The organism is Trabulsiella guamensis ATCC 49490, from assembly GCF_000734965.1.
Taxonomy (GTDB): domain Bacteria; phylum Pseudomonadota; class Gammaproteobacteria; order Enterobacterales; family Enterobacteriaceae; genus Trabulsiella; species Trabulsiella guamensis.
In genome coordinates this window covers 14154-36597 of sequence record NZ_JMTB01000051.1, presented here as the reverse complement: position 1 = coordinate 36597, position 22444 = coordinate 14154, and the positions used below count along the sequence as shown (strand labels likewise).

Sequence of the window (22444 nt, the reverse complement as noted above, 5' to 3'; positions counted from 1 at the left end):
TATTACAGATGCGCCCCGATATAGCGCTGGTAGCGGTTGGCTTTCAGCAGGGTCAGATCAACCAGCACTAAGCCGTCGATACAGTCGTTGAAATCCGGGTCGCTGCCGAAATCAATAAACTGCACGCCGCCGGGTTCGCATACCTCGGAATACTGTTTATACAGTGGAGGAATGCCACACCCGAGGTTGCCGAGCAGCGATTTCAGCCGCGTCAGATCTTCGGTGTAATCTTCACCGCCAAATTGTGCCAGCGCCTCAGGGAGGCTGGCAGGATAGGGGCGGCGTGACGCAGCCAGCGGATGCATTGCCGGGAACCAGAGACGGTAAAACGCGACCAGTAAATCTCGCGCAGCGGGCGGTAATCCGCCTGAAATCGACACCGGGCCAAACAGGTAGCGATACTGCGGATAACGCGCCAGGTAAGCGCCGATACCAAACCAGAGATAGTCCAGCCCACGACGGCCCCAGTAGCGCGGCTGAATGAAGCTGCGTCCAAGCTCAATACCTTCGCGAAGGATGTCATTCATCCGTTCGTCATAGTGAAACAGGCTGTGGCTGTATAACCCTTCCACGCCACGTTTATCAAGCTGCATGGCACCAGGCATAAAACGGTAGGCGCCGACAATCTCCAGATCCACCTCATCCCACAGGATCAGATGCAGGTAGTCATCATCATAACTATCAACATCGCGGCGCTTACCGCTGCCTTCGCCGACAGCACGAAAGGCAATTTCACGCAGACGTCCCAGCTCTCTGAGCAGTGGGGCCTCTTCCTGACCGTTGCGCTGCCACAAATAAATGGTTTTGCCATCAGCAGTGCGGCCAAGGCATTCCGCTTTACTGAGCTCGCGGCGAAGCACGGCACGCTCTTCCGGGCGCGCAATCGCACTCTCGGTTCTGAATTTCCCTGGCAGACCTTTTCCCAGTAAGCCAACATGCTGACGACATTTTTTCGCCAGTTCACGGGCGGGTGTCTGCGCATTGTGCCAGCTCTCCCACACGATGCGCTGACCGAGCGTCACCGGTAGCGTCGAGTTGCGACGGCGAAACATCTGTTGCATTAACAGCAGCAGTGCCAGCGTCGGGGAGAGCAGGGTGCTGGCATAAAACAGTGGGCTGTTTTTGGCGTGAATAAATGCCGGCAACAGCGGGGCACGGAATTTCGCCGCCAGTTTGATGAACCCGGAATGCCAGTGACCATCAGCGATGCCCTGGCGGGTCATGCGCGAGACTTCACCTGCCGGGAAAAAGATCAGCACGCCGCCGCTCTGTAATTGCTGTTCCATCAGCGACAGCGAGGATTTGCGTGTGCCGCCGTTAATGTTATCGACCGGAATAAACAGGTGACTCAGTGGCTCAAGATGGCTGAGCATGCGGTTGGTGACAACTTTTACATCACGGCGCACGCGGGACACCGCATACAGTAATGCCAGCCCGTCGAGTGTACCGGTAGGATGATTCGAGATGATCACCAGAGGGCCCGTTTCGGGGATGTTTTCGAGTTCACGAGGGGCAATATTGCAGCGGATTTGTAAGTGTTCAAGGACCTGTTCGACCATATCCAGTCCACGTAAATGCGAGTGGCGTGCGGCAAACGTCTGAAACTCTTCCTCGTGTAACAGACGCCTGAGCAAATTCTTTTGCCAGGGCGCGGGTCTTGCCTGTGGCCAGAGGTCATCAAGAACATTATCGAGACTAAACATGGTGATTCCTCCTGTCGTCTTGTGGCAGACAGTAGAAGGTCAACGTGTCGTTTGTATTGCAGTTTAGTGAAGCTTTGAATGAGGGAAACAGGCCCGGTAGCGCGGGGCTTCCGGGCCTGTAAATCAGCGAAGCAGTTTTCTTTCGGCGAGGTCGAGGGCAAAGTAACTGAAGATAAGATCCGCCCCCGCGCGCTTGATGGCGCCCAGGCTTTCCATTACCACTTTGTCTTCATCAATGGCGCCCGCCATTGCGGCGAATTTGATCATCGCGTATTCACCGCTGACCTGATAGGCCCCCAGCGGTAAATCGGTACGTTCGCGGATATCACGCAGAATATCCAGGTAAGCGCCCGCCGGTTTTACCATCAAGCAATCAGCACCCTGAGCTTCGTCGAGCAAGGATTCACGGATCGCTTCACGGCGGTTCAGCGGGTGCATCTGGTACGTTTTGCGGTCGCCTTTCAGCGCTGTACCTGCCGCTTCACGGAACGGGCCGTAGAAGGAGGAGGCAAATTTAGTGGAGTAGGACATGATTGCGGTGTCGGTGAAACCAGCGGCATCCAGCGCTTCGCGGATTGCCTGCACCTGACCATCCATCGCCGCCGACGGGGCGATGAAATCAGCGCCAGCGGCGGCGGCAACCACCGCCTGCTTGCCCAGATTGATGAGCGTCGCGTCGTTGTCCACGCCATGATCGCACAGCACGCCGCAGTGGCCGTGCGAGGTATATTCGCAGAAACAAGTATCGGACATGACCACCATTTCCGGCACCGCCTGTTTGCTGATGCGCGACATCCGCGCGACCAGACCGTCTTCTTTCCAGGCATCGCTGCCTGTGGCATCGGTGTGATGGGAAATCCCGAAGGTCATGATGGAGCGGATCCCGGCGTTGGCGATGCGTTCGATCTCACGCGCCAGATGCTTCTCTGGAATGCGCATTACGCCTGGCATGGCTTCGATAGGTTTGTAGTCGTCGATGTCTTCTTCAACAAAGATCGGCAACACCAGATCGTTTAAGGTCAGTGTTGTCTCTTCAAACATGGCGCGCAGCGCAGCGGTTTTGCGCAGGCGACGTGGGCGATTAAGTAGAGCTGTCATGGTATGCCTGATGTTTGTGGAACATTCAGCTTAGTCTACCCGATCTCGGCCCTGATTGTTTATCAAAGTGGGGCTTATCCCTCTGCCGGGGCGTTCGCCTGATCACATTCTCGAAAAATCTATTTAATTAAATAATAGGTATAACTATGAAAATATAAATAATGAATGCACTGTTTTTATTGTTTATATTTATGGGATATATTTTGTTAATTATCTCCCTGCTTAACCCATTGAAAACAATAAATTAAAAAATATTCATTCAAAACCTTGCAAGAATATATTGCGTCCGATTTCGAACTTCTACCAAAGATTAATTGAACTATCTTGTATCAGGAACGCATAATTCAACCGCAATTTAATCTTATTTGATGGACCAACATAATAAGTCCCTGAGGAGGGATAACAAATGCACTCGTGGAAAAAGAAAGTTGTGGTATCTCAATTAGCAATGGCCTGTGCGCTCGCAATCGCTTCTCAGGCTAATGCATCAACGGATATATCGAATACGGATTACACAACATTTATTCATTATAATGATGCGACTTATACAGACGGAGTTTATTATCATGGATATGTCGGCTGGAATAATTACGGCGCTGATAGTATTTATAATGGTGATATTTATCCGGTCATCAATAACGCAACAGTAAACGGTGTTATCTCCACCTATTATCTCGATGACGGCCTCTCTACTAATTCCAATCCTAATAGTCTCACCATTAGCAACAGTACCATTCATGGCATGATCACTTCCGCGTGTATGACCACCGAATGCGATAATCGCAGCGGCGCGGATTATTATTACGACCGCCTGACATTAACGGTTGATCACTCAACCATTGATGATAACTATGAGCATTATACCTACAACGGCACCTGGAATGATGCACCGGATACACATGTGGTCGATGTATATGGTCTCGGCACCGCAATTACATTAGATCAGGAAGTTGATCTCGCCATTCAAAATAATTCCCATGTCGCCGGTATTACTCTGACGCAGGGTTATGAATGGCAGGATACTGACGACAATACCGTCAGTACGGGTGTGAACAGCAGCGAAGTATTTAATAACACCATCAACGTGAAAGACTCTGTGGTGACGTCCGGTTCCTGGTCAGACGAAGGCACTGAAGGCTTCTTTGGCCGCTCCGGCAATGCCAGCGATTACGACGGGAAAGCCTGGACAGCGGACGATGTCGCGCTGGCGGTTGTGGCAAATCCTTCTGCGGATAATGCCATGCAGACCACCGCTAATTTCAGTAACTCTACCTTAACCGGTGATGTGGTCTTCTCCAGTAACTTCGACGAAAACTTCTTCCCGAACGGGGCGGACAGCTACCGCGATACCGATGCCAATCCTGACACTAACGGCTGGGATGGCACTGACAGCCTGAATCTGACGCTGGATAACGGCAGCAAGTGGGTCGGCGCGGCTGTTTCCGTTCATCAGGTAGACAGCGATGGTGACGGTGTTTACGACAGCGTGGCTGCGGGTACAGAAGCCACCGCGACGCTGTATGACATCACCGCTAACAGCCTGTGGCCAACCTCAACGTACGGTATTGATGACAACGACACTGCGTTCAGCGAAGGCAGCCATGTCACCGGCAATGAGGTGTATCAGAGCGGCCTGTTCAACGTCACTCTGGATCACGGCTCCGAGTGGGATACCCGTAAATCTTCTCTGATTGACACCTTAACTGTTAACAACGGTTCTCAGGTGAACGTAGAAGCCTCTGATCTGGTTTCTGACAATGTGACCCTGAACAATGCGTCCTCACTGAATATTGGCGATTCCGGCCGCGTAGCGACCGACAGCGTAAACCTCAACAGCTACAGTACCGCGACGCTGACAGAAGAAACGGCTGAACTGTATGCCAACACGATTACCGTTGATGGTGGCGCGCAACTGAACCTGGGGCTGGGCCAGGTTGATACCGCAACACTGACACTGACCAACGGCGGTACGTTCAACGTTGCCAGCCGCGACTATGTCCTGAATGGCGATATGCTTAACGGTCACAGCAACGATAAATCACAAACTAACTACGGTTACGGCGTGGTGGCGTTGAATTCTGATGGTCACCTGGCGGTGAACGGTGATGTGGCGGGCAACTACAAAGTTCGCATTGATAACGCCACTGGCGCGGGTTCCATCGCGGATTACAAGAACAACGAAGTGATTCGTGTGTATGACAACAATGCTGATACCGCGGCCACCTTCACTGCAGCAAACCGAGCCGATCTCGGTGCGTATACCTATGAAGCGCAGCAGCAGGGTGACACGGTGATCCTGCATCAGGAGCGTCTGACTGACTATGCCAACATGGCGCTGAGCATTCCGTCAGCGAATACCAACATCTGGAACCTGCAACAGGATACGCTGAACAACCGTCTGAACAGCGCGCGTCACGGCTTTGATGACAACGGCGGCGCCTGGGTGAGCTACTTCGGTGGCAACTTCAACGGCGACAACGGCGTGATCAACTACGATCAGGACGTCAATGGTCTGATGGTGGGTCTGGATACCAAAGTGGATGGCAACAACGCGAAGTGGATCGTGGGTGCGGCGGCAGGCTTTGCCAAAGGCGATCTCAGCGATCGTTCCGGCCAGGTTGATCAGGACAGCCAGTTAGCTTACCTCTACTCTTCAGCGCATTTTGCTAACAACGTCTTCTTTGACAGCAACCTGAACTACACTCGTTTCAACAATGATCTGACCGCCACCATGAGCAATGGCGACTATGTTGATGGCAACACCACGTCAGATGCCTGGGGATTCGGCCTGAAACTCGGTTATGACTGGAAGCTTAACGATACCGGTTATATCACCCCGTACGGCAGCATTTCCGGCCTGTTCCAGTCTGGCGACAGCTATCGTCTGAGCAACGATATGCGCGTCAACAGCCAGGACTACGACAGCCTGCGTTATGAGCTGGGCGTGGATGCGGGTTACACCTTCAACTTTGGCGATCAGGCGATGACGCCGTACTTCAAGCTGGCGTACGTCTATGACGACTCCAACAATGACGCGGATATCAACGGCGATACCATTGATAACGGTGTTGAAGGCTCAGCGGTACGTGTTGGTGTGGGTAGCCAGTTCAGCTTCACCAAAAACTTTAGCGCCTATACCGGTGTGAACTACCTCGGTGGCGGCGATGTTGATCAGGACTGGGCTGCTAACGCCGGCGTGAAATACACCTGGTAATACTGTCTGGCAGGAAGGGTTTCCTTCCTGATGGGGTTAACATTCTGATGCCCGTCATGAAAATGGCGGGCATTGTTGTAGGACTACCCGATATGCCACAACTGAACAAACCACTCATTGAATTCGATATCCTTAATCAGTACTTTCATACTCACGGTACGCCGTTTGTCGTCGCGGAGGGAGAGAGTATTTTACCCGCGGACAAGCAGGCGAATCAGTACACCATTGTTATTTTACAGGGGTGTGCTTCCCTGATCCGCAAGCATAATGAGGTGCTGCTTGGTTTCGCACAGGCACCCTGTGTGATTGGCCTTGCAGCGGGCGTGATCACCAATCAGATCGATTATCAGCTCACCACGGAAATGCAGTGCAGCGGCTATTATCTCCCCGCCGCCCAGGCATTAGAACTTCTGGAAAAATACACGCTCTGGCGAGAAGCTTTTTACTGGATGACCTGGCAGCACCGGATCCTGGAAATGCGCGATAACCAACTGGTGGGCAGCAACAGTTATAACCAAATCCGCGCGTCGTTACTGATCATGGCGAAATGGGATGAATCATTGCGCTTACGCGTCGGCGTGATGAACTACATCCAGCGAAGGACACGGATCTCCCGTTCGGTAATTGCCGAAGTCCTCGCAGCGCTGAGACAGGGAGAATATATCAGAATGCATAAAGGCAAGCTGTTGAGCATCAACCGCTTGCCTTTAGATTATTAAACTCAGGAAGCCGGAACGATGGCGGGTTTGTTGTTACTCAGTTCCGTCACCAGATCGTTAATACCATCGCTCATATTGGCAAAGCGCGTCAGCGGTGAACGGGTCACCACCACGAAAGCGCCAATATTATGCTGTGGGATCATTGCCATATAGGTAATGAAACCGCCACCACCACCGGTTTTTTGAATGATTCCGGGGTGACCATTTTTCGGTGCCATATAGACCCAACCCAGACCAAGCGCATCGGCCTTGCCGGGAACGTCCATCCCGATGACGCGCGTCAGCTGGCTACGCTGGTAGATAAGCGTCTGCATCCGATCCGCCTGTGCGGTACGGGAGTAAAAATCAGATGAAAGAAATTGCTGCATCCAGCGCATCATGTCACCAGGCGTGGAGTAGACGCCACCGCTACCGATTGCCGCCAGCGTGTTGTTACACGGACTGGCACCTTTCTCCGCCACCATCAGGCGCTGGCACTGGTCCGGCGATGGCGTAAACGTGGTGTCCTTCATCCCCAGCGGACGGGTAATGCGCTCTTCAAAAAGTTGCGGATAGGGTTTCCCGGCGGCATTTGACAGTGCATCTGCCAGCAGGTCAAACGCCAGGTTGGAGTAGGCGGCCTGTGAACCTGGCGCGGTTCTCAGGGTGGCGGTTGAGAGCCAGCTCCAGCGCTGTTCGCGGGTGGGCCAGACGAACACCGGACGATGCGCCGCGCCGCCGGGCTGCTCACGTGGCAAGGCGCTGGTATGCGTCGCCAGATTCACCAGCGTAATCGGTGCACCGTTATAGCTGGGAACACGCGCCCCGGGCGGGGCAAACTTACTTAATGGATCATTAAGATTCACCGTTCCCTGATCGAGCAGTTTCACCAGCATTTCGCTGGTCATCAGTTTCGTCAGGGATGCAATGCGGATCACTGAATCCAGTTGCGGACGCACGTTATTGCCGGGGCGAGTTTCACCAAAGCTGCGGAATACCCGCTGGTTACCATCAATTACAACGAGCGCCATGCCTGTCGCACCGCTGCCATAAAAGATGTGATTGGCATAACGGTCAACAATATCAGAGGCAAAAACAGGATCGGGGGAGGTCCGGGCGGCTTGCCCCACAGACAGGGTTGACGCCAACAGTGCAATGCTCAACAACAGACTACGTTTCAACGGGTGTGTCCATGAATTGAAAGAGAAAGATAATGCGTATTTATACTACTTACCGGCGCGATGCAAAGCCCCTTTCACAGCAATCGTTCTGATAAAAACGTAACGACGCGTAAATGTAGAAAGTTTTCCTGCGATGAGGCATCCACTTTTGTGATCTGGCGCTTATGATAGTCGTAGAATTGATACTTTTACGGAGCAGAGAATGGTCGAAAAACGAGCAGTCATGGTCGTCGATATGCAAAATGGTGTTTTCGCCACACCACGTCTCCAGCCAGAACGTTGTGTCGCACAAATTAACCGTCTGACCCGCGTGGCGGATACCGTCATTTTCATTCAGCATGCGCAAGCAGGCGGGCTCGAAGAGGGGAGTGAAGGGTTTGCTCTGCTGCCTGACCTGTGGCAACCGGACAACGCGTTATATATCACCAAAACCGCCTGCGACGCCTTCTACCGCACGACGCTCGCCGATGAGCTTGCCGCGCATGACATTCACGCTTTCGTCGTTTGCGGTTGCGCGACTGACTATTGCGTTGATACCACGATCCGCAACGGCGCCAGCCGCGGCTATGCCATCACGGTTGCCGAAGATGCTCACACCACCGCCAACCGGCCTGCGGCCCCGGCCGAAACACTGATTGCCCATCATAATGATGTCTGGCGAGATCTCATCGTGCCCGACAATCCCGTTTACGTGAAACCCGTCGAAACAATTCTACAGGAATGGTTGACGAACTAAGCCGTTAATTTCCTGTCTCATTGAGCGGTCTGACCGTTTGGTTTCCCTTATTTGCCGCAGCGTTGCTGCGGTTGGCGATGTGTTGACACAGCAATGGCCAGAACAATAAGAAATTAGCAGGAGAGTAATATGTTTAAGTCTTTTTTCCCAAAGCCGGGGCCGTTTTTCCTTTCGGCATTTATTTGGGCGCTGATTGCCGTTGTCTTCTGGCAAGCGGGGGGAAGCGCGTTCTTCGAGCGACTTGCCCACGTCAGTAATAATGTTCCCATCAGCGCCGCGCGCTTCTGGTCTGGCGGCTATCTGTTGTTTTACGCCTATTACGCCTTTTGCGTGGCGGCGTTCGCTCTTTTCTGGTTTACATACAGCCCGCATCGCTGGCAATACTGGTCGATTCTGGGCTCATCGCTGATCATCTTTGTGACCTGGTTTCTGGTGGAAGTGGGGGTCGCGGTCAATGCGTGGTACGCGCCATTCTTTGATCTGATCCAGACCGCCCTCAGTTCGCCGCATAAAATCCCTATCGAACGCTTCTACACTGAAGTTGGCGTGTTTCTCGGTATTGCGTTGATTGCGGTCGTGGTCGGCGTACTGAATAACTTTTTCATCAGCCACTATGTGTTCCGCTGGCGTACAGCAATGAACGAATACTACATGACGCACTGGCAGCGCCTTCGCCACATCGAAGGGGCGGCACAGCGTGTGCAGGAAGACACCATGCGTTTTGCTTCCACGCTGGAGGATATGGGGGTCAGCTTTATTCAGGCAGTAATGACGCTGATCGCTTTTCTGCCGGTACTGGTGGCGCTGTCGCCGCACGTCGAGGAACTGCCGATTGTCGGACACATTCCCTACGGGCTGGTCATCGCGGCGATTGTCTGGTCGTTGATGGGAACCGGTTTGCTGGCGGTGGTGGGGATTAAACTGCCAGGACTGGCCTTTAAGAATCAGCGTGTGGAAGCGGCGTACCGTAAAGAGTTGGTGTATGGCGAGGATGATCCGGCCCGCGCCACACCGCCTACCGTTCGCGAGTTGTTTGAGGCCGTACGGCGGAACTATTTCCGTCTTTACTTCCATTACATGTATTTCAACATCGCGCGTATCCTCTACCTGCAGGTGGATAACGTTTTCGGTGTGTTCCTGCTTTTCCCGTCGATTGTCGCGGGTACAATCACGCTGGGGTTGATGCAGCAGATCACCAACGCCTTCGGTCAGGTACGCGGATCGTTCCAGTATCTCATCAGTTCGTGGACCACGCTGGTGGAGCTGATGTCCATCTACAAACGTCTGCGGAGTTTTGAGCGCGAACTGGATAACCCCGACAGCCAGCCCGTAACGCCATCGTTTAGCTAAACAGGGAAGCCTTATGACCATTGCCGTATCACGTTTTTGTTCTGTCTCATTAACGCTGCTGGCCGGTGCCATCCTGAGTGCCTGTACCAGCAAAGCGCCTGAATTTAAGGAGGGCGAGAAGGCGGTTGATGTGGCGGCCGTGGTGCGGCATAAAATGCCTGCCAGCGTTAAAAATCGCGAGGCGTGGGCGCAGAACATGGCCAGGACATTTGAAAGCCAGAAGCTGGCACCCACGGTAGAAAACGTCTGCTCGGTGCTGGCGGTGGCGCAGCAGGAGTCTAACTATCAGGCTGACCCCGCCGTACCCGGGTTAAGTGGCATTGCCTGGAAAGAGATTGACAGGCGGGCGGCGCGCCTGCACGTTCCGGCCATGCTGGTGCATACCGCACTGAAAATTAAATCCCCGAACGGCAAAAGCTACAGCGAACGGCTGGACAACGTAAAAACGGAAAAGCAGCTCAGCGAGATTTTTGACGATTTCATTAATATGGTGCCGATGGGGCAAACGCTGTTTGGATCGCTGAACCCGGTTCACACCGGCGGCCCGATGCAGGTCAGCATCGCTTTTGCCGAGGCGCATACGGTTGGATATCCGTGGAAAATGGCGGGAACGGTACGGCAAGAGGTCTTTTCCCTGCGTGGCGGGATCTGGTTTGGCACGTATCATCTGTTGAACTATCCGGCGAATTACAACGCGCCGCTCTACCGCTTTGCGGATTTTAATGCCGGATGGTACGCCAGCCGCAATGCCGCGTTCCAGAACGCAGTCAGTAAAGCGACGGGCGTGAAACTGGCGCTTGATGGCGATCTTATCCGCTACGATAGCGATGAGCCCGGCACAACGGAAATGGCGGTACGCAAACTGGCGTCGCGCCTGTCGTTAAGCAACAGCGAGATCCATCGTCAGTTACAGAAAGGCGACAGTCTGGCGTTTGAAAAGACAGATGTTTACGAAGGGGTATTCAGACTGGCGGAAGCGAAGACCGGGAAAGCGCTGCCGAAAGCCGTACTGCCGGGCATCCAGCTTGAGAGCCCGAAGATCACGCGTAATCTCACCACGGCGTGGTTCGCAAAACGCGTTGATGACCGTCGGGCCCGTTGTATGGCGCAGAATTAGTGGTAACGGCGCCAGCGCAGGTACAGGGCAATTACACCAAACAGGGCGCAACCTGTCAGGAAGGGCACTAAACCAAACAGCGTGCCGACCGCAAGACCCATCTCCACGCGCGGACGACCGGTATTCTGCATCTGCATCAGATGTTCATAGACACCTGGCGCATGTACCAGCATGTTGAGGAGTTGAGCGCCTGCCCAAAAGCATAACAATACGAACAGCGCATAGGCGATATTACCTGGCGCGGAAGATTCCCTTTTTTTCCCACTGATAATGGGTTTCGACATGGAGAAATCTGTCATATACACCTCCCGGACATATCGTGCTGGATTCCTGTCCAGTGAATATGGCTTAAGTGTGACAGTGGTTGTCGTTTGTCAATATCAGATTTATGGTAATTTTCTCTCAGGAATCGTCTGAGATGGTGGAATTTTGCCGGCGATCACAAATGCGTTAATGCAGGACAACGTGACACATTTTTCAGATTTGTCGCGGGTTCCGCAGACGTTTAACGCTGAATATGTGATGATACGATTTTCTTTTCTGGAGCGACCATGAACCTGCCTGTAAAAATCCGCCGCGACTGGCATTATTACGCGTTTGCGATTGGCCTGATCTTTATTCTTAATGGTCTTGTGGGGCTGCTTGGCTTTGAAGCGAAGGGCTGGCAGACATACGCGGTCGGCCTGGTGACCTGGGTAATCAGCTTCTGGCTGGCGGGTATTATTATTCGTCGTCGCCCGGAGGAAGAAACCCCGGCGGAATAACGCCAGACAGCCAGTGGCCGCCTGGCGTTAAAGTTACATGGACGTTTTCAGCGCGCTGTCGGCCTGATGGCGTTCCAGCGCCAGTTCAATCAGACGGGTAATCAGCGAAGTGTAGTCCAGCCCGTTGGCCTGCCACAGTTTGGGGTACATGCTAATATTGGTAAATCCGGGCAGGGTATTGATTTCATTAATAATGACATCGTTATCTGCCGTCAGGAAGACATCGACGCGCGCCATGCCGCTACAGCCCAGTGTCTGATACGCTCTGACCGCAATATCACGGATCTTGTCGTTTACTTCCGGGTCGATTGCCGCCGGAATCACCACTTTCGCGCCATTGTCATCAATGTATTTCGTGTCGTAGGCGTAGAACTCGCTGTTCAGCACGATCTCGCCACAAGTGCTGGCTTGCGGGAAGTCATTGCCTAACACGGCACATTCAATTTCACGCCCTTTAATACCCTGTTCCACCACCACTTTATGGTCAAACTCAAATGCCAGCGCGACAGCCTGATGATACTGCGCTTCGCTGGTGACTTTGCTGACGCCAACGGATGAACCCTGATTCGCCGGTTTTACAAACAACGGCAAACCGAGCTGCGCTTCAACGTCTGCAAAGGGAATGCGATCACGGTTCGCGCGGGTCAGCGTAATGAAGGGCGCGATGGCAAGGCCAGCGTCGCGCAGCAGGCGCTTGGTGACGTCTTTGTCCATACAAGCGGCAGAGCCGAGCACATCAGAACCCACGTAGGGGAGGTTAGCCATGCGCAGCATACCCTGCAGCGAACCATCTTCGCCCAGCGTGCCGTGAACAATCGGGAAAATCACATCAATGGCAGGCAGCGGCTGGCCGTTATCCGCGTTGATCAACTGCTGTACCGCTTTACCTGGAATTTGCGCGAGAGTGATATCCGAAGGGCGCAATGCAATGTGCGCGGGATCCTGCGCGTTTAACAAATAGTTGCTGGCATCATTGATATGCCACTGGCCTTGCTTATCGATCCCAAGCAGGGTCACGTCAAACTTTGTTTTATCAATTGCTTCAACGATGTTTTTCGCCGACTGCAACGACACTTCGTGTTCTGCTGATTTACCGCCAAAAACAATGCCCACCCGCAACTTTGCCATCTCAACATTCATCCGCTAAAAAACTCAAAGCACATACCATACCACGTCGATTTCGGTGCATCTGCCATAATCTTTAAAGCGGCTGTTTCTCAGTGCGGTGCTGAGAACAACACGCTGAGAAAGAAGAAAATAAACGTGATAAAGTTCACAAAATAAGACGGGAGTGAGATAAAACCCTGAATTTATCGACAGCGCATCTAACGCAATATATCCTGGTCAGTGTATTGCTAAGCTGACTAATCAATTCATAAGGTGAATGAAAACGCGCAGTTATGGAATCCTGGAAGGTTAATCTCATCTCAGTCTGGTTTGGGTGTTTTTTTACCGGGCTCGCTATCAGCCAAATCTTGCCGTTTCTTCCCCTGTATGTTTCTCAGCTGGGTGTCACGTCTCACGAAGCCTTGTCAATGTGGTCTGGTTTAACCTTCAGCGTCACGTTTCTGGTGTCTGCCATTGTTTCGCCAATGTGGGGCAGCCTCGCGGATCGTAAAGGCCGTAAGCTCATGCTGTTGCGCGCGTCGCTCGGCATGGCGATTGCCATCCTGTTACAAGCATTTGCCACCAACGTCTGGCAACTATTTATTCTGCGCGCGATCATGGGGCTGACCTCCGGGTACATTCCGAATGCGATGGCGCTCGTCGCCTCTCAGGTACCCAGGGAGCGTAGCGGCTGGGCGCTCAGTACGCTGTCGACGGCGCAAATCAGCGGCGTGATAGGCGGTCCGTTGCTGGGGGGATTTCTGGCGGATCATGTCGGCTTGCGCGCGGTGTTTTTCATTACGGCGATCCTGTTGACCGTCAGCTTTCTGGTCACACTGTTCCTCATTAAAGAGAGCGCACGTCCGACCATCAGCAAAGCGGATCGCCTGAGCGGAAAAGCAGTATTTGCCACATTACCGTATCCTGGGCTGGTAATTTGCCTGTTCGTTACGACGATGGTTATCCAACTTTGTAATGGCTCCATTGGCCCAATTCTGGCGCTGTTTATTAAATCCATGGCGCCGGACAGCAATAATATCGCTTTTCTCAGCGGGATGATTGCCGCTGTGCCTGGGATCTCAGCGCTGATCTCTGCGCCGCGACTGGGCAAGCTGGGCGATCGTATTGGCACCGGACGTATTCTTCTCGCGACATTATGCTGTGCCGTGGTGATGTTTTTTGCGATGTCGTTTGTGACCTCGCCGTTGCAACTCGGCATTCTACGTTTCTTATTAGGTTTCGCTGATGGCGCCATGCTACCGGCGGTACAAACGCTGCTACTCAAATATTCCAGCGATCAAGTCACGGGGCGTATATTCGGTTATAACCAGTCCTTTATGTATCTGGGGAATGTCGCCGGTCCGTTAATGGGTGCCTCGGTATCAGCGATGGCAGGTTTCCGTTGGGTATTTGTCGCCACGGCTATTGTGGTCCTGATCAATTTATTCCCGCTTCGCTTTGCGCTTCGTCGTGCGGCAAAAAAATAATATTTACCCTGCCGCAAATTATTTCCTTATGATTTCAACGCACAAAACAGGTATGCGATCTGTTAGCCTTGCCATAGAAACGTTTCGCTAAAACTTTCAGCTGTAATTTTTTCTATTTCATGCAAAATAAATACGACTTTTATCAGGTATGTTCTGAAAAATGTGTTAATGTCGGAATCCTTCTGAAAAGGAAATAGCACCATGAAAAATCTTATTGCAGAGTTGTTGGTGAAACTTGCTGAAAAAGAAGAGGAAGCGAAAGAGTTGACCGCACAAGTCGAGGCGCTGGAAATAGTCGTGACTGCGCTTATCCGGCATATGGAAAAAAATCAATTCGAAGCGCTGGTGACGGATGTCGAATCCGCGCTGGATCAGGCCGATCCCCGGGCTTACGTGTCAGAGCGCGATACGGAAATATTAAGGCAATATCTAAATAAGTTGTTACGGCATCCGCGTAGCTAACGCGCCGCGCTGACGTGGTGGATGCTGTCATAAGAGTGTCATCTGCCTTTTATAAAGTCTCCTTGTTTTTTAAAAAGTATTTATTACATGGAGAAGATAAAAGTGAGATACAGCGCAATATTCATCGCATTATTACCTCTGCTGACTGCTCCCGTTATTGGTGCAGAAATGACATCAACAGCGGTGCTGGATAATCGTGCTGCGCAGGGGGATATCACTACGCCTGGCGGAGCCCGTCGTTTATCAGCGGATCAGACCGACGCTATCCGCGCTTCAATTAACAGTGGCAAGGCAAAGAATATTATTCTGCTGATTGGCGACGGTATGGGGGATTCAGAAATTACTGCCGCGCGAAATTATGCCGAAGGGGCAGGTGGTTATTTTAAAGGGATTGATGCATTACCCCTTACCGGTCAATACACCCATTACGCATTAGATAAGAAAACCGGCAAACCGGATTACGTAACGGATTCTGCTGCTTCCGCCACCGCATGGAGCACCGGGGTGAAAACCTATAACGGCGCGCTGGGTGTGGATATTCACGAAAAAGATCACACCACAATTCTTGAAATGGCAAAAGCGGCAGGTTTAAAAACCGGGAACGTCTCTACGGCCGAATTACAGGATGCGACGCCTGCGGCGCTGGTTTCGCACGTGACATCACGCAAATGCTACGGTCCGGTCGTGACCAGCGAAAAATGCCCGGGCAACGCGCTGGAAAAAGGCGGTAAAGGCTCGATTACCGAACAACTGTTGAATGCGCGTGCTGACGTCACCCTGGGTGGCGGTGCGAAAACCTTCTCCGAAACGGCGACGGCAGGCGAATGGCAGGGCAAAACGCTGCGCGAGCAGGCGCAGGCGCGTGGCTATCAGTTAGTCAGCGATGCAAGCTCACTGGATGCCATCACCGAAGCTAATCAGGATAAGCCGTTGCTGGGTCTGTTTTCCGAGGGGAACATGCCTGTGCGCTGGGAAGGGCCGAAGGCCTCTTTCCACGGCAATATCGACAAACCGGCCGTGACCTGTACACCAAACCCAAAACGAGACGCGAGTGTGCCGACACTGGCGCAAATGACCGAAAAGGCCATTTCCCTGCTCAGCAATGGCGAAAAAGGTTTCTTCCTGCAGGTTGAAGGCGCATCCATTGATAAACAGGATCACGCGGCAAATCCGTGCGGTCAGATTGGTGAGACGGTCGATCTTGACGAAGCCGTGCAAAAGGCGCTGGAATTTGCCAAAAAAGACGGTAACACGCTGGTGATTGTCACTGCTGACCATGCCCATGCCAGCCAGATCATCCCGGCAGACACTAAAGCGCCAGGACTGTCGCAGGCGCTGAACACTAAAGACGGCGCGGTAATGGCAATGACCTACGGCAATTCTGAAGAAGAGTCGATGGAGCATACCGGTGCGCAGCTTCGCATCGCCGCTTATGGCCCCCATGCCGCGAATGTCATTGGTTTAACCGATCAGACCGATCTCTTCTACACCATGAAAGACGCGCTCGCGCTGAAATAAGGAAAAACCCGGCAGTGAAAACGCGCTGTCGGGTGGTTTTTTTGCCGTAACCGACCAGACTTACAGGGAATAACTCTCAGAAGGATGATGCAATGAAAATTACATTACTGGTGACATTGCTCTTTGGCATGGCGGTGATGACGACGGTGAATGCGGCGGAGAAAACCTTAACGCCGCAGCAGCAGAGAATGACGACCTGTAACCAGCAGGCGACCGCCAAATCGCTGAAAGGCGATGCGCGGAAAACTTATATGAGTGATTGCCTGAAGAACGGCTCGTCGGCGTCAAATGAGAAAAGCCTGACGCCGCAGCAACAGAAAATGCGTGAGTGTAATTCGCAGGCCACGCAGCAGTCACTCAAAGGGGATGATCGCAGTAAATTTATGAGTGCCTGCCTGAAGAAACAGGGTTAACGCTTAGCACGTCGGGTGAACGGTTTACGTTGCACCCGACGTGCTTTCCGCGTCAGGATTTGCTCAGTTGTTCCGATTTTTCCATGCACTTCGTCATCGCTTCAATCACGGCGGCGCGGAACCCGCGCTCTTCCAGAACGCGAACTGCTTCGATAGTCGTCCCTGCTGGCGAGCAGACCATATCTTTCAGCTCGCCGGGGTGTTTACCTGTTTCCAGCACCATTTTGGCGGAGCCCATCACCGCCTGCGCGGCAAATTTATAGGCCTGCGCGCGAGGCATTCCGCCCAGCACAGCGGCGTCAGCCATCGCTTCGATAAACATAAACACGTAAGCCGGCGCGGAGCCGCTGACGCCGACCACCGGATGGATCATCGGTTCGGCAATCACTTCTGCTTCACCGAAGCAGCGGAAAATATTCAGCACATCGGCGGTATCTTCCGGCGTGACCAGTGCGTTTGGCGTCACAGACGTCATGCCGGCCTTTACCAGTGACGGGGTATTCGGCATTGCACGAACAATTTTACGATCGTGGCCCAGCGCGCGGGCGAGTTGCTCAAGCGTGACGCCTGCCGCGATCGAAACGACGAGGGAATCTTTATTCAGGCTGGAGGCGATATCACTCAGCACTTTGACCATGATGCCTGGTTTTACGGCGCCAAAGACGATGTCTGCAATTTGCGCGACCTCCTGAGCACTTTGTGCGGCATTGACCCCGAACTCATCATGCAGGGCGGCAACCTTGTCCGGTGATGGGGTATAGACCCAAATCTGCCCGGACATCACCTGCCCACTGGCGATAAGCCCACCGAGAATGGCTTTGCCCATATTGCCGCAGCCGATAAAACCGATCTTCTTCTCCATCACGTTCTCCCTCAGCTCGTTTTATAGCGATATAGCTTAACATCTTGTGACTATCTCTGGCGGGAAAAGCACGAGATAATAGCCCGCTGACAGGATCTTCAGGAGTCACAATGGCCATTTGGGTGGATGCGGACGCGTGTCCGAACGTCATCAAAGATATTCTTTTTCGGGCGGCCGAGCGGACGCAAATCCCGCTCACGCTGGTGGCAAACCAGAATTTGCGAGTGCCGCCGTCGCGCGTCATCCGGACGTTACGGGTCGCTGCCGGGTTCGACGTTGCGGATAACGAAATTGTACGGCTGTGCCAGCCCGGCGATCTGGTGATCACGGCAGACATTCCACTGGCAGCGGAAGTGCTGGCAAAAGGCGGTGTCGCCCTTAATCCGCGTGGCGAGTGTTACAGCGAAGCGACGATCCGCGAACGGTTGACGATGCGAGATTTTATGGACACACTCCGCGCCAGCGGTATTCAGACTGGCGGCCCGGACAGCTTATCGCAACGGGACCGACAACACTTTGCCGCAGAGCTGGAGAAATGGTTACTTCGCGTGAAACGTCAGCAGGGCTAACCTCCGTCCGGCGCGGGTGTGCAGGGTCAGAAAGCTTGTCAAAAGCTGACGCTTTCATGTAATGTTGGCGAAACATAAGCTGACCTTAAATGTTTACACTTAATGATCATAGTGCCAGAAACAGGCTTTATTAGTTAATGTGTTAGCAGTGATTCGTAAATATAATTTTACACATAGACATGTACTCATTGACGGGTACCCTTTTCGTTGAACGACCATCCCGCGCGTTGCGGTACCAGGGGGATCCCCAGGTTATGACACAACCTATATTTCTGATCGGCGCCCGCGGTTGCGGAAAAACGACTGTTGGCGAGGCGTTAACCCGCGCCTGCGGATTTATCTTTATCGACACCGACCAGGCATTACAGGCGAAGGCGCAGAAGTCTATCGCCGAGATTGTAGAAGAAGAGGGCTGGTCAGCGTTTCGCGCACGTGAAACCGCGACGCTGCAGTCGGTTACGCAACCCGCAACGGTGATCGCGACCGGCGGCGGGATTATCCTTTCCCCGGTGAACCGGGACTTCATGCGCAACAATGGCATAGTGATCTATCTTAATGCGCCAGTGTCCGTGCTGGCGGAACGTCTGGAAGCGTTTCCGGAAGAAGCGCAGCGCCCGACATTGACCGGCAAACCGATCAGTGAAGAGGTACACGAGGTACTGGCGCAACGTGACGCTCTTTATCGTCAGACGGCGCATCATGTGGTGGATGCCAGCGGTGCGCCGGAAGCGGTGGTGCGTGAAATCCTGACTGCATTACAGGTCGCCCGCGCCAGCTAATCCCTTACCCCAGCCCCGGGTGGACGGGGCTGTCTTGCTGCTAATTCCTTCTCTTTGCCCGCTCCGGTTTGCGCTGAATGAGCAAAAAATGCGCCATTAATGTTTTTCCGGTACGCCGAAATATGCCTGGTACGGCGTGAATCACACTTTTCATTAATCGAAAGTGTTAATGAGAGGTTAAGCTCAGGATATTTCAGGTGAGTTTTGGAATCATTTGGAATCTTTACATTTCGATGACCAGTGGAGATGCTACGCTTTTGAACGGTTCTTTTCATAACCAGAAAAAAGGCGGATATCTGTCGTAAGCCTGTTCAAAAAGTAGTGGAGAGACTGTGCTCTGCCAGGGCAGACGCAGTCTGAATGAAAGGTACATAACATGAGTGCAAGCCTGGCGATTCTTACTATTGGTGTCGTGCCAGTCAATGAGGCATTACCCTACCTGACCGAGAATATCAGGGAAGACCAAATCACTCATATCAGCCTGCTTGGCAAAATGACCCGTGAAGAGGTGATGGAAGATTATGCTGCTGAGCCCGGCGAAGAGATGATCGTGTCGTTACTGAACGACAACGAAAGAGTTTATGTGTCAAAAGCCAAAGTGGTGCGCGATCTGCAGGCCGTTATCGAGGTTTTAGATCAGCAGAATTATGACGTGATCCTGTTCATGAGCACCGCGCCGATTACCAGTCTCGTCGCGCGCAATGCCATTCTGCTGGAGCCGTTGCGGATTATTCCGCCGCTGGTGGCGTCAATCGTAGATGGCCATCACGTCGGGGTGCTCGTGCCGCTAAAAGAGTTGATCCCCTCGCAGCGACAGAAATGGCAGGTTCTGGAAAACCCGCCTCGTTTTGCTCTGGCAGATCCGATGCAGCACACCGACGCACAAATGGTGGAAGCCGGGCGCGAGTTAATTGACAGCGGCGCGGATGTGCTGATGCTGGATTGTCTCGGTTATAGCCAGAAGCATCGTGATCTCCTGCAAAAGGCGCTGGATGTACCGGTATTGCTTTCAAATATCCTGGTGGCGCGCCTGGCCGCTGAACTGCTGGTGTAACGTGTTTTTTTGCGTGACAGCCCTTCACGCTGGCCCCTATATTGAAAGCTTAACTTAAGCGATAAGGGCCAGTTTATGCTTCAAAGTAATGAATACTTTTCCGGCAAAGTGAAATCCATTGGATTTACCAGCAGCAGTACAGGCAAAGCCAGCGTTGGCGTGATGGCGGAAGGGGAGTACACCTTTGGTACCGCAGAACCAGAAGAGATGACGGTGGTTAGCGGCGCGCTGCACGTTCTGTTGCCAGGGGAAACCGAGTGGAAAACCTATGAAGCCGGAGCGGTGTTCCGTGTGCCTGGCCATAGCGAGTTTCATCTGCAGGTCGCGGAACCGACCTCCTATCTTTGCCGCTATCTGAAATAAAAAAATCCCGGCCTTGTGCCGGGACTCCTTTTAGCGCTGGGCTTCGCCGCCCAGGCCTTCGACCAGATTCTGAATCAACGCGGCCAGCTCGCCTGTCATCAGAATGAAATCCGCATCAAAACGTTGGGCGTAATCTTCGCGGTCAATGTCATCGTTCTGATCGCGCAATTCATCGCTGAACTTCAGGCGCTTCAGGGAACCATCGTCGCAAAGCACAAACTGGATGCGCTGCTGCCAGTCGAGCGCCAGTTTGGTCACCACTTTTCCGGCTTCGATATGCACGGCGATTTCGTCGCTGACCAGATCCTGTTTTTTCGCGCGGATCACGCCGCCATCTTCCAGCATCGCTTTCAGCTCGGCTTCGTCCAGCAACTGGAACCCCTGCGCGACCGTACCGGAACGGACCCACTCGGTCAGCGTCAGTTCAATAGGATTTTCCAGCGACAGCGGCACCACCGGCAGCGAGCCGAGAGTTTTACGCAGCAGGGCGAGGGTGTCTTCGGCTTTTTTCGCGCTGGCGCAGTCCACCATGATTAACCCGTTGACGGTATCAATCCACATCATGGTCTGGCTGTAGCGGCTGAATGCGCGCGGCAGCAGCGTGTGGAGCACTTCGTCTTTCAGGGAATCTTTTTCGGTTTTCTTCAGCTTGCGGCTCTGCTCGGCTTCCAGTTTCTGGATTTTGGCTTCCAGCGCCTGTTTGATCACCGGAGAGGGGAGGATCTTCTCCTCTTTACGCGCACAGATAACAATCTGGCCGTTCGCCGTGTGCGTCAGCGCGTCACTGTTGTGTGAACCCATCGGCGGTACCCAGCCGGTTTTTGCCATATCCTGGCTACCGCACGGAGTGAATGCCAGTCCGGCTAACTGTTTCTCCATCTCTTCAGCACGCAGCGTGATGTCGCGGCTGAGACGGTAAACCATTACATTTTTGAACCACAGCATGTTAATTTCCACGGCATTGTTTGAAACCAGCGGGCATGATAGCGAATTGTCGCTACGCTTGCATTGTTAATCCGGACCAGGGGAGCGTTCTGTGCGTATAGGCATTGATTTAGGCGGCACAAAAACCGAAGTGGTCGCTCTAAGTGACCAGGGTGAACAGCTTTTTCGTCATCGTCTGCCGACGCCGCGTGATGACTACCATAAGACCATCGAAACCATTGCGACGCTGGTGGCGATGGCAGAAAAAGAGACCGGCCAGCAGGGCACTGTCGGTATGGGCATTCCGGGTTCGATTTCGCCCTACACCGGCGTGGTGAAAAATGCTAACTCCACCTGGCTCAACGGGAAACCGTTTGATAAGGATTTACGCCAGCGTCTCAATCGTGAAGTGCGTCTGGCGAACGACGCCAATTGCCTGGCCGTGTCAGAAGCGGTGGACGGCGCGGCGGCAGGGGCGCAAACGGTCTTCGCGGTGATTATCGGCACCGGCTGCGGCGCGGGGGTGGCGATCAACGGTCGTTCGCATATCGGCGGCAATGGCACGGCAGGCGAGTGGGGGCATAATCCACTGCCGTGGATGGATGACGACGAGTTGCGTTACCGCGCGGAAGTGCCGTGCTACTGCGGGAAACAGGGTTGCATTGAAACTTTTATTTCCGGTACCGGGTTTGCCACTGATTTTCAGCGGCTGAGCGGTCAGGCGCTGAAGGGGAATGAAATCATGCACCTGGTTGAGGAGCAGGATCCGATCGCGGAACTGGCGCTCAGCCGATACGAACTACGGCTGGCGAAGTCGCTGGCGCATGTGGTGAATATTCTCGACCCGGACGTGATTGTGCTCGGTGGTGGCATGAGTAATGTAGATCGTTTGTACAAAACCGTGCCGGGGCTGGTGAAAAACTGGGTATTTGGCGGCGAGTGTGAAACCCCGATCCGCAAAGCGGTACATGGCGACTCCAGCGGCGTTCGCGGCGCCGCCTGGTTGTGGCCGCTTTAGCCTCACATACTGCGACAATCACCCGTA

22 protein-coding genes are annotated in these 22444 nt (G+C 53.2%); 15 read left to right on the top strand and 7 right to left on the bottom strand.

What is annotated here, in order from left to right:
- Positions 1-2 precede the first annotated feature (2 nt).
- Positions 3-1703 carry a bifunctional ornithine lipid synthase OlsF gene (olsF, locus tag GTGU_RS06885; RefSeq protein ID WP_038155212.1) on the bottom strand — a complete coding sequence of 567 codons (1701 nt, stop codon included), beginning with the start codon at positions 1701-1703 and terminating at the stop codon, positions 3-5.
- 123 nt (positions 1704-1826) lie between these two features.
- Positions 1827-2801, bottom strand: coding sequence for a porphobilinogen synthase (gene hemB / locus GTGU_RS06880; protein ID WP_038155210.1), 975 nt, complete (start codon positions 2799-2801; stop codon positions 1827-1829).
- 406 nt (positions 2802-3207) lie between these two features.
- Between hemB and GTGU_RS06875 the strand changes: the two genes are divergently transcribed.
- Both GTGU_RS06875 and GTGU_RS06870 read left to right on the top strand, forming a co-directional pair.
- Positions 3208-6015: an autotransporter outer membrane beta-barrel domain-containing protein gene (locus GTGU_RS06875; protein WP_038155208.1), complete on the top strand. Its 2808-nt coding sequence runs from the start codon at positions 3208-3210 to the stop codon at positions 6013-6015.
- Positions 6016-6107: 92 nt separating this feature from the next.
- Positions 6108-6734: a helix-turn-helix domain-containing protein gene (locus GTGU_RS06870; RefSeq protein WP_038155259.1), complete on the top strand. Its 627-nt coding sequence runs from the start codon at positions 6108-6110 to the stop codon at positions 6732-6734.
- 2 nt (positions 6735-6736) lie between these two features.
- Here GTGU_RS06870 and ampH read toward each other — a convergent pair whose 3' ends face one another.
- Positions 6737-7894: a D-alanyl-D-alanine-carboxypeptidase/endopeptidase AmpH gene (ampH, locus tag GTGU_RS06865; protein WP_038155207.1), complete on the bottom strand. Its 1158-nt coding sequence runs from the start codon at positions 7892-7894 to the stop codon at positions 6737-6739.
- A 202-nt stretch (positions 7895-8096) separates the two neighbouring features.
- On the opposite strand from ampH, the gene GTGU_RS06860 reads away from it, so the two are divergent.
- From GTGU_RS06860 to GTGU_RS06850, 3 genes are all read left to right on the top strand, one after another.
- Complete coding sequence (locus GTGU_RS06860) at positions 8097-8630, top strand: isochorismatase family protein (protein WP_038155205.1); 534 nt, start codon at positions 8097-8099, stop codon at positions 8628-8630.
- Between the two features lie 129 nt (positions 8631-8759).
- Entirely contained in the window at positions 8760-9980 is a 1221-nt protein-coding gene (gene sbmA, locus GTGU_RS06855) for a peptide antibiotic transporter SbmA (RefSeq protein WP_038155204.1), read from the top strand.
- Positions 9981-9993: 13 nt separating this feature from the next.
- The gene (locus GTGU_RS06850) at positions 9994-11097 is read left to right on the top strand and encodes a DUF1615 domain-containing protein (RefSeq protein ID WP_038155203.1); all 1104 of its coding nucleotides are present in this window, start codon (positions 9994-9996) and stop codon (positions 11095-11097) included.
- Here the strand turns inward: GTGU_RS06850 and GTGU_RS06845 are convergent.
- On the bottom strand, positions 11094-11396 hold the full coding sequence (locus tag GTGU_RS06845; RefSeq protein ID WP_038155201.1) for a YaiY family protein: 303 nt from the start codon (positions 11394-11396) through the stop codon (positions 11094-11096). The genes GTGU_RS06850 and GTGU_RS06845 overlap by 4 nt on opposite strands.
- Positions 11397-11648: 252 nt before the next feature.
- On the opposite strand from GTGU_RS06845, the gene GTGU_RS06840 reads away from it, so the two are divergent.
- Entirely contained in the window at positions 11649-11861 is a 213-nt protein-coding gene (locus GTGU_RS06840; protein WP_038155199.1) for a DUF2754 domain-containing protein, read from the top strand.
- A gap of 33 nt (positions 11862-11894) precedes the next feature.
- On the opposite strand, the gene ddlA is transcribed toward GTGU_RS06840, so the two are convergent.
- Positions 11895-12989, bottom strand: coding sequence for a D-alanine--D-alanine ligase (gene ddlA, locus GTGU_RS06835; RefSeq protein WP_038155197.1), 1095 nt, complete (start codon positions 12987-12989; stop codon positions 11895-11897).
- 272 nt (positions 12990-13261) lie between these two features.
- Between ddlA and GTGU_RS06830 the strand changes: the two genes are divergently transcribed.
- The 4 genes from GTGU_RS06830 (at position 13262) to psiF (ending at position 16848) form a co-directional block, all read left to right on the top strand.
- Complete coding sequence (locus GTGU_RS06830) at positions 13262-14455, top strand: multidrug efflux MFS transporter (protein ID WP_038155196.1); 1194 nt, start codon at positions 13262-13264, stop codon at positions 14453-14455.
- Between the two features lie 201 nt (positions 14456-14656).
- Positions 14657-14917 carry an anti-adapter protein IraP gene (iraP, locus tag GTGU_RS06825; protein ID WP_038155194.1) on the top strand — a complete coding sequence of 87 codons (261 nt, stop codon included), beginning with the start codon at positions 14657-14659 and terminating at the stop codon, positions 14915-14917.
- An 87-nt stretch (positions 14918-15004) separates the two neighbouring features.
- Positions 15005-16435: an alkaline phosphatase gene (gene phoA / locus GTGU_RS06820; RefSeq protein WP_038155192.1), complete on the top strand. Its 1431-nt coding sequence runs from the start codon at positions 15005-15007 to the stop codon at positions 16433-16435.
- A gap of 92 nt (positions 16436-16527) precedes the next feature.
- Positions 16528-16848, top strand: a complete 321-nt coding sequence (gene psiF / locus GTGU_RS06815; RefSeq protein ID WP_038155191.1) for a phosphate starvation-inducible protein PsiF — start codon at positions 16528-16530, stop codon at positions 16846-16848.
- Positions 16849-16900: 52 nt separating this feature from the next.
- On the opposite strand, the gene proC is transcribed toward psiF, so the two are convergent.
- A complete protein-coding gene (gene proC / locus GTGU_RS06810) occupies positions 16901-17710 on the bottom strand; it encodes a pyrroline-5-carboxylate reductase (protein WP_038155190.1) in 810 nt (269 codons plus the stop codon).
- Between the two features lie 110 nt (positions 17711-17820).
- On the opposite strand from proC, the gene GTGU_RS06805 reads away from it, so the two are divergent.
- The 4 genes from GTGU_RS06805 to ppnP all read left to right on the top strand — a co-directional run bounded on the left by GTGU_RS06805 (position 17821) and on the right by ppnP (position 20475).
- Entirely contained in the window at positions 17821-18279 is a 459-nt protein-coding gene (locus GTGU_RS06805) for a YaiI/YqxD family protein (protein WP_038155188.1), read from the top strand.
- A 254-nt stretch (positions 18280-18533) separates the two neighbouring features.
- Positions 18534-19058: a shikimate kinase AroL gene (gene aroL, locus GTGU_RS06800; RefSeq protein WP_038155186.1), complete on the top strand. Its 525-nt coding sequence runs from the start codon at positions 18534-18536 to the stop codon at positions 19056-19058.
- Positions 19059-19434: 376 nt separating this feature from the next.
- The gene (locus GTGU_RS06795; RefSeq protein WP_038155184.1) at positions 19435-20112 is read left to right on the top strand and encodes an AroM family protein; all 678 of its coding nucleotides are present in this window, start codon (positions 19435-19437) and stop codon (positions 20110-20112) included.
- 75 nt (positions 20113-20187) lie between these two features.
- The gene (gene ppnP / locus GTGU_RS06790) at positions 20188-20475 is read left to right on the top strand and encodes a pyrimidine/purine nucleoside phosphorylase (protein ID WP_038155183.1); all 288 of its coding nucleotides are present in this window, start codon (positions 20188-20190) and stop codon (positions 20473-20475) included.
- Between the two features lie 30 nt (positions 20476-20505).
- Here ppnP and rdgC read toward each other — a convergent pair whose 3' ends face one another.
- Positions 20506-21420, bottom strand: coding sequence for a recombination-associated protein RdgC (gene rdgC / locus GTGU_RS06785; protein WP_038155182.1), 915 nt, complete (start codon positions 21418-21420; stop codon positions 20506-20508).
- A gap of 91 nt (positions 21421-21511) precedes the next feature.
- Here rdgC and mak point away from each other — a divergent pair, with 91 nt between their 5' ends.
- Positions 21512-22417: a fructokinase gene (gene mak, locus GTGU_RS06780; protein WP_038155181.1), complete on the top strand. Its 906-nt coding sequence runs from the start codon at positions 21512-21514 to the stop codon at positions 22415-22417.
- The last annotated feature ends 27 nt before the right edge of the window (positions 22418-22444 follow it).